This is a genomic window from Pseudomonas sp. S3(2024), from assembly GCF_036861315.1.
In the GTDB taxonomy this organism is placed as follows: Bacteria; Pseudomonadota; Gammaproteobacteria; order Pseudomonadales; family Pseudomonadaceae; genus Aquipseudomonas; species Aquipseudomonas putida_A.
This window is the reverse complement of the sequence record NZ_JAZAQQ010000002.1, coordinates 221,658-236,639: the sequence shown is the minus strand read 5'-3', so window position 1 is coordinate 236,639 and position 14,982 is coordinate 221,658. Positions and strand designations below refer to the sequence as shown.

The 14,982-nt window shown below is 60.7% G+C and carries 11 protein-coding genes; 7 read left to right on the top strand and 4 right to left on the bottom strand.

The window, feature by feature from the left end; genetic code table 11:
* Position 1: 1 nt before the first annotated feature.
* Both VLA07_RS05820 and VLA07_RS05815 read right to left on the bottom strand, forming a co-directional pair.
* Positions 2-2,524, bottom strand: a complete 2,523-nt coding sequence (locus VLA07_RS05820; RefSeq protein ID WP_333988586.1) for a CS1-pili formation C-terminal domain-containing protein — start codon at positions 2,522-2,524, stop codon at positions 2-4.
* Positions 2,525-2,629: 105 nt separating this feature from the next.
* Positions 2,630-3,106, bottom strand: a complete 477-nt coding sequence (locus tag VLA07_RS05815) for a CS1 type fimbrial major subunit (RefSeq protein WP_178085222.1) — start codon at positions 3,104-3,106, stop codon at positions 2,630-2,632.
* Between the two features lie 515 nt (positions 3,107-3,621).
* Between VLA07_RS05815 and VLA07_RS05810 the strand changes: the two genes are divergently transcribed.
* A complete protein-coding gene (locus VLA07_RS05810) occupies positions 3,622-4,203 on the top strand; it encodes a PadR family transcriptional regulator (RefSeq protein ID WP_096795541.1) in 582 nt (193 codons plus the stop codon).
* Entirely contained in the window at positions 4,200-4,985 is a 786-nt protein-coding gene (locus tag VLA07_RS05805) for a siderophore-interacting protein (RefSeq protein WP_333988585.1), read from the top strand. The genes VLA07_RS05810 and VLA07_RS05805 overlap by 4 nt, the downstream gene beginning before the upstream one ends.
* A gap of 106 nt (positions 4,986-5,091) precedes the next feature.
* Here the strand turns inward: VLA07_RS05805 and VLA07_RS05795 are convergent, their stop codons facing one another.
* Entirely contained in the window at positions 5,092-5,730 is a 639-nt protein-coding gene (locus VLA07_RS05795) for a Pr6Pr family membrane protein (RefSeq protein ID WP_330207624.1), read from the bottom strand.
* 1 nt (position 5,731) lies between these two features.
* Entirely contained in the window at positions 5,732-5,962 is a 231-nt protein-coding gene (locus VLA07_RS05790; RefSeq protein WP_003227831.1) for a VF530 family DNA-binding protein, read from the bottom strand.
* A gap of 300 nt (positions 5,963-6,262) precedes the next feature.
* Here VLA07_RS05790 and VLA07_RS05785 point away from each other — a divergent pair, with 300 nt between their 5' ends.
* From VLA07_RS05785 to VLA07_RS05765, 5 genes are all read left to right on the top strand, one after another.
* On the top strand, positions 6,263-7,624 hold the full coding sequence (locus VLA07_RS05785) for a carbohydrate porin (protein WP_333988584.1): 1,362 nt from the start codon (positions 6,263-6,265) through the stop codon (positions 7,622-7,624).
* A gap of 218 nt (positions 7,625-7,842) precedes the next feature.
* Positions 7,843-10,254: a glucose/quinate/shikimate family membrane-bound PQQ-dependent dehydrogenase gene (locus tag VLA07_RS05780; protein WP_333988583.1), complete on the top strand. Its 2,412-nt coding sequence runs from the start codon at positions 7,843-7,845 to the stop codon at positions 10,252-10,254.
* A 506-nt stretch (positions 10,255-10,760) separates the two neighbouring features.
* Positions 10,761-11,126 carry a DUF6124 family protein gene (locus VLA07_RS05775; protein ID WP_027612112.1) on the top strand — a complete coding sequence of 122 codons (366 nt, stop codon included), beginning with the start codon at positions 10,761-10,763 and terminating at the stop codon, positions 11,124-11,126.
* 826 nt (positions 11,127-11,952) lie between these two features.
* Positions 11,953-14,370 carry an endopeptidase La gene (lon, locus tag VLA07_RS05770; RefSeq protein ID WP_027612113.1) on the top strand — a complete coding sequence of 806 codons (2,418 nt, stop codon included), beginning with the start codon at positions 11,953-11,955 and terminating at the stop codon, positions 14,368-14,370.
* A gap of 218 nt (positions 14,371-14,588) precedes the next feature.
* Complete coding sequence (locus VLA07_RS05765; protein ID WP_098965453.1) at positions 14,589-14,981, top strand: protease inhibitor I42 family protein; 393 nt, start codon at positions 14,589-14,591, stop codon at positions 14,979-14,981.
* Position 14,982 lies beyond the last annotated feature (1 nt).

Below are 14,982 nucleotides of genomic sequence, written 5' to 3'. Positions count from 1 at the left end.
ATCAACCCGCGGTGTGGGCCTTTTGGGTGACGTCGGCCAACGTGTCCGGCGAGCAGCGCAAATCGCCGATCATCAGTACGTTGTTTTCGCTACGGTGTTGGTCGGGGTCGAGCCGGAACTGGCACAGCAGTTGATCGGCGTAGCGCACTTCGAGGGTCGGGGAGCCGGCGTGCATTTCCATCGAGAAAAACCCGTCGACTTCGCTGACCCCGCGACTGGCGTGATTGATCACGTGGTGGCCTTTGAGCGGCTGGCCCTGCGGGTCGAGCAGGCGTCCGAGTACGGTGACGGTTTTCATCACCCGCACCTTGCGGTACTCCACGCCGCCCTTGTTCAGGTGATAGCGGGCGCGAGACGGTTCGATGTTGGCGGCCGGAACGTGATTGCCTTCGAAATCAAAGCCCACCGAGCTGTTGCGGTACGCCGTGAGCGGGATGAAATTGCGCCCCGGCCGTAGCGCTGAACTGCCGCCGCTGAGGTCGTCGGCGCGCAGGGTGATGTCGGCGATATCCGACTCGACATCGACGATCATTCCGGCGCCACGGCCCTGATGCTGGCTGGTCATGACCAGTCGCTGACCGCCGACGATCACACTGCTGTCGAGGTTCACGCCACCGGTGAAGTTGCCGTTATAGGACGAGCGCTGCACGAAGCCGTCGCCATTGACCCAGTCGGTACGGAAGTTGGCCAGGCTCGAAAGACCGACGCCGTAGGTGTCGGTCAGCGCCGTGACCGAAACGCTTTGCAGAATGTGATTCTGCAGATCCTTGCGATAGCCGATCGAGCCATTGTTGTCGCGCCCGCCATCGCGGGCGGTGCGGCTGCCGATGCTGCCGGAAATCTGCTGCCCCGGCCCGCCCAGCGCCATGTTGATGCTCAGGTCGATCCCGCGATTACGCGCCTCGCCACTGCTGTAGCTGCCCGGCCGGTCGAACAGCGACAGCCGCCAGTTGGCATCACTGCCAAACAGCTCGGTGCGTTGCGTCCAGCCCAGGTCCATGCCCACGCCTTCGACGTTGCCTGTGCTGTGCGAGACCCGCGCACTCAGCGAATCCTTGCGGCTGATACGGTGGTTGAGCGCCAGCGACGAGTTGCTGGTTTCGCCGGTGAACACATTGCGCTGCCGTACGCGGGTGCCGTCGGGCAGCGTGTCGTAACTGTTGCGGGTGTCGAGCCAACTGCGGTTGTGGCTGACCACCAGGCTGCCGGCGCCGTAGTTGTACAGGCCTTGCACATCGGCGCCGGTGCCGTGGTCTTCGGTTTGATAGAGGTTGGCGAAGAGGCTGATGCTGTCGGCCAGGCTCCAGTCGATCGAAGTGCCGTACTGCAAGGTATCGCGTACCTGACGCGCCGACAGGCCAAGGATCACGCGCGGGTGCAGCAGGTAGTTGAGCGCGGCGCCGGCAGTGAGATCACCGCTTTGCTGTTCCTCCCAATTGCTCAGCAGTTTGCTTTCCTGCCCGGCGAACACGTTATAGCGCCAGCGCTGGTCGAGGTTTTGCCAGTTCACCGGTTTGTAGACCAGCTCCTGTGTGGTCGCGGTGGTCTGGCCATCCTCGATCAGGCGCACTTCGACTTCGTAGATGCCACCGGGCAAGGGCCGGGTATCCAGCGTCTGTAAACCGGCCGACACGGCTTGCGTGTTGATCAACAGGCCATCGCGATAGATCTCCACCGACGCCTGGCGATTGGCCGTGACGAAAATCGGGTAGACGCTGGGCCGCGGGCTGTCGACCGCCAGGCTGTCGGAGCTGCCATACATCACACCCACCGCCGTATCGGGGCTGGTGCCGAACGATCGGGGCTGACGGGTCAGGCCTTCGGAATTGGGGGTGAAATAGCCCAGGCGGAATAAACTGCCCTGCAGTTCGCGCTGGGTGTAGAGCTCGTGTACCGCATGATAGGTCTTGGTGTCCGGCCCGCCGAGGCGCGCCAGTTGCATATTGAAGGCCTGGCTCCAGTTGCCGAGACTGGCACTGGCTTCCAGACCGAAACGTCCGCCCAGATCCTGGTTCTGGCCGCCATTGAGGTTCAACTGATTACGCAGCATCAGACCGCTGCTGCCGCCCTCGGGCTGCTCATGGAAGCGTTGTGTCTGCAGATCGCGCTCGGCGTTTTCGGTGGCGATCGAGAGCAGTGAGTTTTCCAGGTTGTAATGCACCGCCAGCAGTTGCTCGGGGCATTGCCCGCTGCAGTTGCCCAGGGCTACGCCGGATTTGAGGAGACTGGCCCAGGTTTCACGCTCGGCGGCGCTGATACGACTGTCACTGGTGTCGGTGAAGTCGAGCAAGGTAATGCGGTCATCGCGCGACAATATAATCATTGCCTCGCCCAGCGGTTGTTGATCAAGTTCGACACGAACCGCCAAAGGCACATCAAAGAAATGCTCTTCAAAGTCTGCCGGAAGACCTTTCGCCTGAGCCAGCAAACTTCGCGGGGTATTATCGACTGGAGGCGGCGCCGCCAGTACGCTGCTGCTCAAAAGCAACGCAAGCGCAGCCGCGATGGGCGTCATCGGATACATGGATTAATACTCTGATTACCGGAAGTAAAAGCCCGGCCGGGCAACTTTAAAGTTGCCGGCCGGTTACGTTACTGGACAAGTAACGTCAGGTATTGCCGTTATGAATCAAACCGAAGGTTCGACGACCAGCATGACCACACCGGTGTAGTCGCCCGCAGCCGGTTTGCCACCGGTAGCGCTGATCTTGAAGGGCGCGCGATAACGCGTATTGGACTCGGTATCGCCGACCACTTCCTGCGAAGTGGTGGTCAGCGTCTTGCCGTTGAGTTCGACTTTCAGGTCGATGGTGTTGCTGCCGCCAATCAGCTTCGGCACCCCTTCCAGACGTGCATGAACCTTGCCGGCAGTGTGCAGCACGTCGAAGTGTCCGTTGACTTCACGCATCGAATCGGTGGCCGGGTTGTAGCTCATGTCCTGATCCTTGTTGACCAGATCGGCATCCACCGGCACCGCATAGAAGTCGTCAGCCGGTACGTGCGCCACGAGACTGATGGAGTGCTTGGCTTCAGTGGCGGCAAACGCCATCGAGGCGCTCATGGCCAAGACAGTCAGAGGGGCGGCAAAGGCGAGTTTCTTGAGCATCATTGAATACCTGTCTTATATAAATTAGTTGAGTCGTCGAGCAGTCACGGCGAACTGAACAGTCACGAGCAGTCAGTGCTAACCGTTAACTTTCAACGCCGAAGAATGTTCAACCAATTTATCTTTAAAGTAAGCAGGCAACGTCCTGCGACCTTGTAGCCTGGACGCCATTAGATGGGAAAGAAAAAACCGTGAAATTCAGGAAAGTTCCTGTCCAACTGTAAGATAAAGACTACAGTGCGCCAGCCGAATGACTGCACGCGCCACAACTTCATAGCAACTTCCGTAAGACATGTACCACACTTTCCCGGAAATAAAGGGCGAAACGGAATATTAGAGAACCAGCACTAATCTGCGCCTTTGCCAGGGGATTTAATACTGCTTTTTCTTGATCATTTTCCGGTTTTTTCGACCGCAGATTCGATCGGTCAGGTGAGCGCCGTTGGTCAGGAACCCTTGTCAGCGCGTAAAGATATATCTTAAGTTGTATCTAAACACGACGAGAGAGCAGGAAAATGAGAGACCATCATTCCCCCCATCATCACCGCGAACACGGCGACGGCCGTGACGGCTTCGAAAAACGCCCCGGCCGCGAACGCGGTGGACGCGGCCCACGGGTCTTCGCCCCCGGTGATCTGAAATTGTTGCTGCTGGCGCTGATCGCCGAGCAGCCGTGCCACGGTTATGACCTGATCCGCCAGATCGAAGGCATGTTCGACGGCGCCTATAGCCCCAGCCCCGGCGTGATCTACCCGACCCTGACCTTCCTTGAAGAAAGCGACCTGATCAGCGGCGACGCCGAGGCCGGCAAAAAACGTTACAGCGTGACCGACGCCGGTCGTTTGTCCCTAAGCGAACAAGCGGTAGCGCTGGACGGCGTGCGCATGCGCATCGACGTCAGCAAACGCTCGTTGCGCGGCCATGACCGGCCGCCGGAAATCCACGAGGCGGTGCACAACCTGCGCCACGCCTTGCAACTGCACCACGGACGCTGGAGCGCGGAAGAAATCCAGCGGGTTGCCGCGCTGCTCAACGACACCGCCAAAGCCATCGTCGACGGCCCCGCCGTTCAAACTGCCCCGGAGAAAGCCGAATGACTGCAGTCGATACGCAAACCATTCACCGCGTGATGCACGAAATCAAACGCCGCAAACTCGAAGTCCTGCGCGTGGTCGACCTGACCCCGCGCATGCGCCGCATCACCCTCGGCGGGCCAGAGCTGGCCGGGTTCATCAGCCTGGGCACCGACGATCACGTGAAATTGCTGTTCCCGCAGAATGCCGAACAGGCTGCGGCGCTGGAAACCATGGTGCTCGGCGCCGGCAAGGACAACGGACCGCTGCCCGAGATGCGCGACTACACCCCGCGCCGCTATGACCTGGACAAACTCGAGCTGGACATCGACTTCGTCCTGCACGGCGACGGCCCTGCCTCGACCTGGGCTGAACAGGCCAGACCCGGGCAATTCCTGCACATCGGCGGGCCGCGCGGTTCGATGATCGTGCCGGACATCTTCGACAGCTACCTGCTGATCGGCGACGAAACCGCCCTCCCCGCCATCGCCCGCCGCCTTGAAGGTCTGGCGGCCAATCGCAAGGCGCTGGTGGTGATCGAAGTGGAGAACGGTGCCGAGCAACAAGTGCTGGAAAGTAAGGCGCAGGTCAATGTGATCTGGGTCCTGCGCGACGGGGGCAAGGACAACCTGCTGACCACCGTCAAACAGTTGCAGGCGCCCAAGGGCAATCTGTATGCGTGGGTAGCGACCGAGACCAGGGTCTCGCGACAGATTCGCCGGGTGCTGCTGGATGAGCATGGACTCAATGAGCAACTCGTCAAAGCCGTCGGCTACTGGCGCGCCGAGGGTTCGGCAGAAGAGTGATTTACCCTTGTGGGAGCGGGCTTGCTCGCGAATGCGGTCGATCATTCAACCATGATGTTGACTGACCTGACGCCTTCGCGAGCAAGCCCGCTCCCACATTGACCTTTTAACTTCGTCCTGACTGCCAGCGGTCGATGCCGATCACCAGCAAGCCAATCAGCACAACCCCCACCAATATCCCTCCGGCATTGATGAACACCTGTGCATAACCCAGCAGCGCCACATCGATGAACGGATACGCATACGCGCCAAGCAGATGCCCGCGCAGCAAGGCGTAAATGAAATACACCAACGGGTAAATCAGCCACAGCGGCAGGTGCCAAAGGCGCAACGTGCCTTTGGGTACGCAAAACCACCAGTAACCGAGAAACAGCAGCGGCATCACGTCGTGCAGCAGTTCGTCAGCGATAAACTGCCAGCCCTGCGGGTGCCACAAATGCCGCAGCAAAATGCTGTAGGCCAGCCCCACCACAGCAATGCTAACTGCCACCCCGCTACTGACCCACGGTTGCAGAAACCAGCGCTGCGCAGCGGATTCACGCCGGGTGACCGCGCAGGTCAGCACCGTTGCCACCAGCGTGTTGGTCAACACCGTGAAGTAACTGAAGAAACTCACCAGCCCGCCCAACAGGCTGGCATCGACACTCAGCCGCGCAAGGAAAATCAGGTACAGCTGGATACTCAGCCCGGCCCAACCGAGCGTGGCGATGAGCGTGATCAGGCGTCGCCGCGTAACGGCGTCCATCTCAGAGCGGACGCTTGGTGCGCATCAGTTTCACGTACAAGCGCTCGACCTTCTCCCGCGCCCACGGGGTTTTGCGCAGGAAGGTCAGGCTCGACTTGATGCTCGGATCGCTCTTGAAGCAGCGGATATCGATGCGCTCGGCCAACCCCGACCACTCGTAATGCGCCACCAGCGCATTGAGGATCTGTTCGAGGGTTACGCCATGCAGCGGATCGGGAGTGTGGTCGTTCATGCCAGGCCTTTGGACGGAGGGAAAATGCACAAGCCGCGCACCTTAGCCGAGGGGCCGGTCAGGTGGAAGGCCTTGGATCAAATGTAGGCCAACCCGAGAAGATCGCAGCCTGCAGCCATCGCCACAATGCGCCCGTTTGCCGCACTGTTACCGAATCAGAAATGCTGCATGTCTGCAAAAGCCCTTTGTCTTTTTGTTACAGATCATTATCCTGCCGCCCTTCAGCTGAATCGCTTCACTGCCTGCGTCAAATTGAAGCGCTCGGTTTACCCCCGTAAAACACCAAAAAAAGACTGACCCATGCCTGATTTTTCCTTCTCCCGAGACAGCGCTATCTCAGCCCTGCGCCTGCTCGGCGGCTGCACCGCGCTCGGCTTCGCCACCTACGCCCAGGCGGCCCCCGCCTCCGACAGCGACTCACCATGGATGCTCGGTGACTGGAACGGCACGCGTACCGAGCTGGCGGAAAAAGGCTACGACTTCAAACTCGACTACACCGGCGAAATGGGCAGCAACTTGCACGGCGGCTACGACCACGATCGCACCGCGCGTTACAGCGATCAGTTCGGTCTGGGCACGCACCTGGACCTGCAAAAAATCCTCGGCTGGGACGATGCCGAGTTTCAGCTGACCATCACCAAGCGCAGCGGCAACAACATCAGCAACGACCGGATCAACGATCCACGCGTTGGCGGCTTCACCTCGGCCCAGGAAGTCTGGGGCCGTGGCCAGACCACGCGCCTGACGCAGATGTGGTACCAGCAGAAATTCTTCGACCAGAAGCTCGACATCAAGGTCGGCCGCTTCGGTGAAGGCGAAGACTTCAACAGCTTCCCGTGCGATTTCCAGAACCTGGCGTTCTGCGGCTCGCAGGTCGGCAACTGGGTCGGCGGCATCTGGTACAACTGGCCAGTCAGCCAGTGGGCGCTGCGGGTCAAATATCACCTGACCCCAGAGCTGTACGCGCAGGTCGGCGCCTACGAGCAGAACCCGTCAAACCTCGATCGCGGCAACGGCTTCAAACTCAGCGGCAGCGGCACCCAGGGCGCCGTGCTGCCGGTGGAGCTGGTGTGGACGCCGAAACTCAACGACCTGCCGGGTGAATACCGCGCCGGTTACTACTACAGCAGCGCCAAGGCCTCTGACGTCTATAAAGACCAGAACGGCCAGCCTGCTGCACTGAGCGGCGAAGCCTACCGCAGCGCGTCGAGCAAACACGGCGTGTGGTTCAGTGCGCAGCAGCAAGTCACCAGCATCGCCAGCGACCACTCGCGCGGTTTGAGCGTGTTTGCCAACGCGACGATGCACGACAAGAAAACCAACGCGATCGACAACTACGTGCAGGCCGGCGTGGTCTACAAAGGCCCGTTCGATGCCCGCGCCAAAGACGACATCGGTTTCGCCCTGGCCCGCGTCCACGTCAACCCGGCCTTCCGCAAGAACGCCGAAGCGAGCAATCAGGCGCACGCCGTCTACGACTATGACGACCCGACCTTCCTGCCACCGCAGGACACCGAATACAGCGCCGAACTGTATTACGGCGTGCACGTCGCCAACTGGCTGACCGTGCGCCCGAACCTGCAGTACATCCGCCATCCGGGCGGTGTGGACAAGGTCGATGACGCACTGATCGCGGGGATCAAGATCCAGTCCTCGTTCTAAACGACTGACGCAAATCCATTGTAGGAGTGAGCCTGCTCGCGATAGCGGTGTTTCAAGCGACATTACCAGTGACTGAAACACCGCTATCGCGAGCAGGCTCACTCCTACAGAAGAAATTCGTTAGCTAGACAAGTTTTTATCTGAACCATACCTGCGCCCAATCGTCATCTAGAGTGACTAAAGCGCGGGACTAAATAAACGTCACGGAGAATCACACTATGAGCACCGAAAGTGCTTCGAGTCGGGGCCGTCTGCTACCGAGCCTGCTCGGCATTCTGCTTCTACTGATGGGCCTGGCCATGTTGGCCGGGGGAGTCAAGCTGAGCATGCTCGGCGGCTCGCTGTACTACCTGCTGGCCGGTATCGGCATTGCGCTGAGCGGCATTCTGTTGCTGCTGCGTCGTCGTGCAGCGCTGGGCCTGTACGCCATCGTGCTGTTCGCCAGCACGGTCTGGGCCTTGTGGGAAGTCGGTCTGGACTGGTGGCAACTGGTGCCGCGTCTGGCCCTGTGGTTCGTTCTCGGCATCGTGATGTTGCTGCCGTGGTTCCGTCGTCCCCTGCTGCTCAATGGCCCGGCGCCGATGGGCACGGGTGGCCTGACCGTGGCCGTGGTGCTGGCCGGCGTCACTGCCCTGGCCAGCCTGTTCACCCACCCGGGCGAAACCTTTGGCGAACTGGGCCGCGACACCGCAGACATGACCAGCACCGCGCCGCAAATGCCTGATGGCGACTGGCAGGCCTATGGCCGCACCGAATTCGGTGACCGCTACTCGCCGCTGAAGCAGATCACTCCGGCCAACGTCGGCAAGCTGCAAGAAGCCTGGCGCATCCAGACCGGCGACCTGCCGACTGCGGATGACCCGGTCGAGCTGACCAACGAAAACACCCCGCTCAAAGCCAACGGCATGCTCTATGCCTGCACCGCGCACAGCAAAGTGCTGGCGCTGGATCCGGACACCGGCAAGGAACTGTGGCGCTTCGACCCGCAGATCAAGAGCCCGGAGGGTTTCAAGGGCTTCGCCCACATGACCTGCCGTGGCGTGTCGTACTACGACGAAGCCGCTTACGCCAAGTCTGAGAACGCCGCTTCCGCCGTTATCTCCGAAGCTGGTAAAGCTGTCGCTCAGGCCTGCCCGCGTCGCCTGTACCTGCCAACCGCCGATGCCCGTCTGATCGCTCTGAACGCCGACACCGGCAAGATCTGCGAAGGCTTCGGCAAAAACGGCGTGGTCGACCTGACCCAAGGCATCGGCCCATTCACCGCCGGTGGCTACTACTCCACCTCGCCAGCGGCGATTACCCGTGATCTGGTGATCATGGGCGGTCACGTCACCGACAACGAGTCGACCAACGAGCCATCGGGCGTGATCCGCGCCTTCGACGTGCACGACGGCCACCTCGTGTGGAACTGGGACAGCGACAAGCCGGACGCCACCGAGCCGTTGGCGCCGGGCGAAACTTACAGCCGCAACTCGGCCAACATGTGGTCGCTGGCCAGCGTCGACGAAAAACTCGGCATGGTCTTCCTGCCACTGGGCAACCAGACTCCAGACCAGTGGGGCGCAGACCGCACTCCAGGCGCCGAGAAATTCAGCGCCGGCATCGTTGCCCTCGACCTGGCCACCGGTAAAGTGCGCTGGAACTACCAGTTCACCCACCACGACCTGTGGGACATGGACGTTGGCAGCCAGCCAACCCTGCTCGACATGAAAACCGCCGACGGCGTGAAACCGGCGCTGATCGCCCCGACCAAACAGGGCAGCCTGTACGTCCTCGACCGTCGTGACGGCACGCCGATCATCCCGATCAAGGAAATCCCGGTTCCGCAAGGCGCCGTGAAAGGCGACCACACCGCACCGACCCAGGCCCGTTCGGACCTCAACCTGCTGGCCCCGGAACTGACCGAAAAAGCCATGTGGGGCGCGAGCCCGTTCGACCAGATGCTGTGCCGCATCCAGTTCAAGGAACTGCGCTACGAAGGCCAATACACGCCTCCGTCGGAACAGGGCAGCCTGATCTATCCGGGTAACGTCGGCGTGTTCAACTGGGGCGGCGTCTCGGTCGACCCGGTTCGCCAAATGCTCTTCACCAGCCCGAACTACATGGCCTTCGTTTCGAAAATGGTGCCACGCGAGAAAGTCGCCGCCGGCAGCAAACGCGAGAGCGAAACCGCTGGCGTGCAGCCAAACACCGGCGCGCCATACGCGGTGATCATGCACCCGTTCATGTCGCCACTGGGCGTACCGTGCCAGGCCCCGGCCTGGGGCTACGTTGCCGGTATCGACCTGACCACTGGCAAAGTCGTGTGGAAACGCAAGAACGGCACCAGCCGCGACAGCTCGCCAATCCCGATCGGCTTCACCCTGGGCGTGCCAAGCATGGGCGGCTCGATGGTCACTGCAGGCGGCGTCGGCTTCCTCAGCGGCACCCTCGACCAGTACCTGCGCGCCTACGACGTGAACACCGGTAAAGAACTGTGGAAATCGCGTCTGCCTGCCGGCGGCCAAGCGACCCCGATGACCTACACCGGCAAGGACGGCAAGCAATACGTGCTGCTCGTTGTCGGCGGTCACGGCTCGCTGGGCACCAAGATGGGTGACTATGTGATTGCGTACAAACTGCCGGAATAAGCTTTAGCGGCGGTAAAGGAAAGGCGATGTTCCGTGAGGGGCATCGCCTTTTTTGTGCACATCGATGTTGAATTCACCCCAAACACTGTAGGAGTGAGCCTGCTCGCGATAGCGGTATTTCAGTCAATACTTTCGGTGACTGATTTACCGCTATCGCGAGCAGGCTCACTCCTACAAAGGAAGGTGTTCCTCCTACAGAAGCGCGTTGTGAGCGGGAGATTTCCGACAGGATGCGTCGGTTGTGCCTCGGAAGTCGGGTGGATAGGCTTTGGTGGTCGCTGGAAATTCAGCGGCCGGGCGTCGCGGCCTGATAACTGATGCATAATCGCCAACCTGACAGCATCTCGGATGCCTGTTGGTTGTGTCATGGCGGCTGTGCGCGGGATACCTTCTTTGGGGGTATGCCGATTCCTCAGTTATCGGTCCGCGAACCCGCGTACAGCTGCCACCTCATATTGCGTCGCGGCAATTGAATGTAGCTCCACTTCACCAACTGAGAATTCACCATGATCAAACCCACACCCAATCCCCCCGAAACCTCCCCCTACGAATCTCTCGATTCCAGAAAACTCCACGACGCCGCCGAGCGTGCGCTGGATCACTACCTGAAGCCCTCCGCCGCCGCGGTGAGATTCCACAAACCCAGCAGCATGTTCCAGGTCGCCCCGGACATGGACAACGAAAGCCTGCTGGTCCACGCCTGCGAATCGCTGGCCCAAGCCAGCCTCATGACCAGCGACATCGCCGCGTACATCGACATCCCGCAGCGCCGGACGATACTGGCCATTCAGCAAATCATCATGCTCGCCGAACTGGCGGTGAACCGAGTGCTGGATAATGTGGAAATCACCCAATCTGCGGCACACAGCTGAGCCATAGTGGGAGCGGGCTTGCTCGCGAAAGCGTCAGCACATCCAACACTTGCGGTGACTGACACACCGCTTTCGCGAGCAAGCCCGCTCCCACAGTGGAATTGGTTGAGTCAGTTAGAGATTGGTCGGCTCGTAGGCCGCCATCGCGAGCAGGCTCACTCCTACAGTTGGAATCGGTGTGGTCAGTTGGAGATCGGTCGGCTGTCAGGCCGCCATCGCGAGCAGGCTCACTCCTACAGTTGGAATCGGTGTGGTCAGTTGGAGATCGGTCGGCTGTCAGGCCGCCATCGCCGGCAAGCCAGCTCCCACAGTTTTGATTTGTGTATGCCCCATGCGGCGCAGCCGCCCCACTCAAAACAATGAGCGCAAGCTCGAGTACCGCTCTTGATTTTGATCCACGGGCGACGTCGGAAGGCTGAGTGGAGGGATTGATCCGGGGGTGGGAGCGCAGCGACCGTTTGGCGCAGCCAAACACAGCGAGAGGAGGTGCAGCGAAGCAAACCGGAGGCGCTGCCCCACGGATCAGTCCCGGAGCGAAGGAACCCCGAGCCCCAGCGAGCGGGCCGAACGCAGGAGCAAGCCTTTTCGGTTACCTTTTCGGCGTCTGGAAAAGGTGACTCGCCGTAAGGGCGAAACCGCCAGCCGCCACACCCAAAAAAACGGATATACCCCCAAAACCCCAAGAACCTGGTCGGCCCAAAGGCCGCCAAGCCCAAAGCGTGACGCCTGTCAAAACCCTGAACGCACAAGCAGAAACACCGCCCCCCATTGAAACCACCCAAAGCCTGCCCCATCTAAGACCCATACCCCATTGCGCAGGTGCCCCATGAGCGACCAGCAAGAATTCCCGGACAACCCAGACGACTACACCGAAGCAGAACACATCGAACACACCTCATCCGGCAAAGGCCTGGCCCTGCCCGGCCAGAACCTGCCGGACAAGGTCTACGTCATCCCGATCCACAACCGCCCGTTCTTCCCGGCCCAAGTGCTGCCGGTCATCGTCAACGAAGAACCCTGGGCCGAAACCCTCGATCTGGTGAGCAAATCCGACCACCACTCCCTGGCCCTGTTCTTCATGGACACGCCCCAGGAAGACCCGCGCCACTTCAACACCGGCGCCCTTCCCGAATACGGCACGCTGGTCAAAGTCCATCACGCCAGCCGCGAAAACGGCAAATTGCAGTTCGTCGCCCAAGGCCTGAGCCGCGTGCGCATCAAGACCTGGCTCAAACACCACCGCCCGCCGTACCTGGTCGAAGTCGAATACCCGCACCAGCCGACCGAGCCGACCGACGAGGTCAAGGCCTACGGCATGGCGCTGATCAACGCGATCAAGGAACTGCTGCCGCTCAACCCGCTGTACAGCGAAGAGCTGAAGAACTACCTCAACCGCTTCAGCCCCAACGATCCGTCGCCGCTGACCGACTTCGCCGCCGCCCTCACGTCGGCGACAGGTAATGAGCTGCAGGAAGTGCTCGACTGCGTTCCAATGCTCAAGCGCATGGAAAAAGTCCTGCCGATGCTGCGCAAGGAAGTCGAAGTCGCGCGCCTGCAGAAAGAGATCTCCGCCGAGGTCAATCGCAAGATCGGCGAGCATCAGCGCGAGTTCTTCCTCAAGGAACAACTCAAGGTCATCCAGCAGGAGCTCGGCCTGACCAAGGACGACCGCAGCGCCGACCTCGAACAGTTCGAGCAACGCCTGGAAGGCAAGGTTCTGCCGGCGCAGGTGCAGAAACGCCTCGAAGAGGAAATGAACAAACTGTCGATCCTCGAAACCGGCTCGCCAGAGTACGCGGTCACCCGCAACTACCTCGACTGGGCGACCTCGGTGCCGTGGGGCGTGTACGGCGAGGACAAACTCGATCTCAAGTACGCGCGCAAGGTACTCGACAAACACCACGCCGGCCTCGACGACATCAAGGATCGCATCCTCGAATTCCTTGCGGTCGGTGCCTATAAAGGCGAAATCAGCGGCTCCATCGTATTGCTGGTCGGCCCGCCGGGCGTGGGTAAAACCAGCGTTGGCAAATCCATCGCCGAATCCCTCGGCCGGCCGTTCTACCGCTTCAGCCTCGGCGGCATGCGTGACGAAGCCGAGATCAAGGGCCACCGCCGCACCTACATCGGCGCGCAACCGGGCAAACTGGTGCAGGCGCTGAAAGACGTCGAAGTGATGAACCCGGTGATCATGCTCGACGAGATCGACAAGATGGGCCAGAGCTACCAGGGCGATCCGGCGTCGGCGCTGCTGGAAACCCTCGATCCGGAACAGAACGTCGAATTCCTCGATCACTATCTCGACCTGCGCATGGACCTGTCGAAAGTGCTGTTCGTATGCACCGCCAACACCCTGGATTCGATTCCCGGGCCGTTGCTGGACCGCATGGAGGTGATTCGCCTGTCGGGCTACATCACCGAAGAAAAAGTCGCCATCGCCAAGCGCCACCTGTGGCCGAAGCTGCTGGAAAAGGCCGGCGTGTCCAAAGGCAGCCTGAGCATCAGCGACAGCGCGCTCAAGGCCTTGATCGACGGTTACGCCCGCGAAGCCGGGGTGCGCCAGCTGGAAAAACAGATGGGCAAACTGGTGCGCAAAGCCGTGATGAAACTGATCGACGACCCGAAAGCGGTGATCAAGCTTGGCCCGAAAGACCTCGAAGCCTCGCTGGGCCATCCAGTGTTCCGCAATGAACAAGTGCTGTCAGGCACCGGTGTGATCACCGGTCTGGCCTGGACCAGCATGGGCGGCGCGACCCTGCCGATCGAAGCCACGCGGATTCACACGCTCAACCGTGGTTTCAAACTCACCGGACAACTGGGCGATGTAATGAAAGAGTCGGCGGAGATCGCCTACAGCTACGTCAGCTCGCACCTGAAACAGTTTGGCGGCGATGCGAAATTCTTCGATGAAGCCTTCGTCCACCTGCACGTACCCGAAGGTGCCACACCGAAAGACGGCCCGAGCGCCGGCGTGACCATGGCCAGCGCCCTGCTCTCGCTCGCCCGCAATCAGCCGCCGAAAAAAGGCGTGGCGATGACCGGCGAACTGACGCTGACCGGGCATGTGCTGCCGATTGGCGGAGTGCGCGAGAAGGTGATTGCGGCGAGAAGGCAGAAGATCTTCGAACTGATCCTGCCGGAGCCGAACCGGGGCAACTTTGAGGAGTTGCCGGATTATCTGAAGGAAGGCATTACCGTGCACTTCGCCAAGCGCTTTGCGGATGTGGCGAAAGTGTTGTTCTGACAGTTATCCAGAGCCTGACACGCCGCCTTCGCGAGCAAGCCCGCTCCCACAGGGTTCTGTAGTGAACACAGCATTTGTGGTCACCACACAACTACTGTGGGAGCGGGCTTGCTCGCGAAGGCGTCTGTGGCAACACCACAGAACCGCCTGACCGTCACACTTTGTCTCATCTTCAGTTATGCTCGCCGTTCGTCGTCAATGCCGGAGCCACTGAGCCTATGTCCGCCACTCGCCTGTTTGTCCCTCTCGCCCTCTCTTTGCTGGCCGCCTGCGCCACGCAGCCAAAACAGAACGTGACCGTGGAAAACCAGAGCGAATGCCCCGTGCAGTTGACCAACGGACAAAACCTGATCGTGATGCTGCCGAGCAACCCGACCACGGGCTATCGCTGGGCAATTCAGGATTCGGCCGGTGGCGTGCTACATGCACTCAGCCCTGAGGTTTACAGCAGTCCGAAAGATTCCGGCATGGTCGGTGCGGGCGGTTTCTCCACCTGGCGCTTTCAGGCCTTCGCCACCGGCAACGGCCGCCTGCGCCTGACCTCGCAGCAGCCGTGGGAACCGGAAGTTGAACCGGCAGAAACCTTCGACTGCGCCATTTCGGTGAACTGAT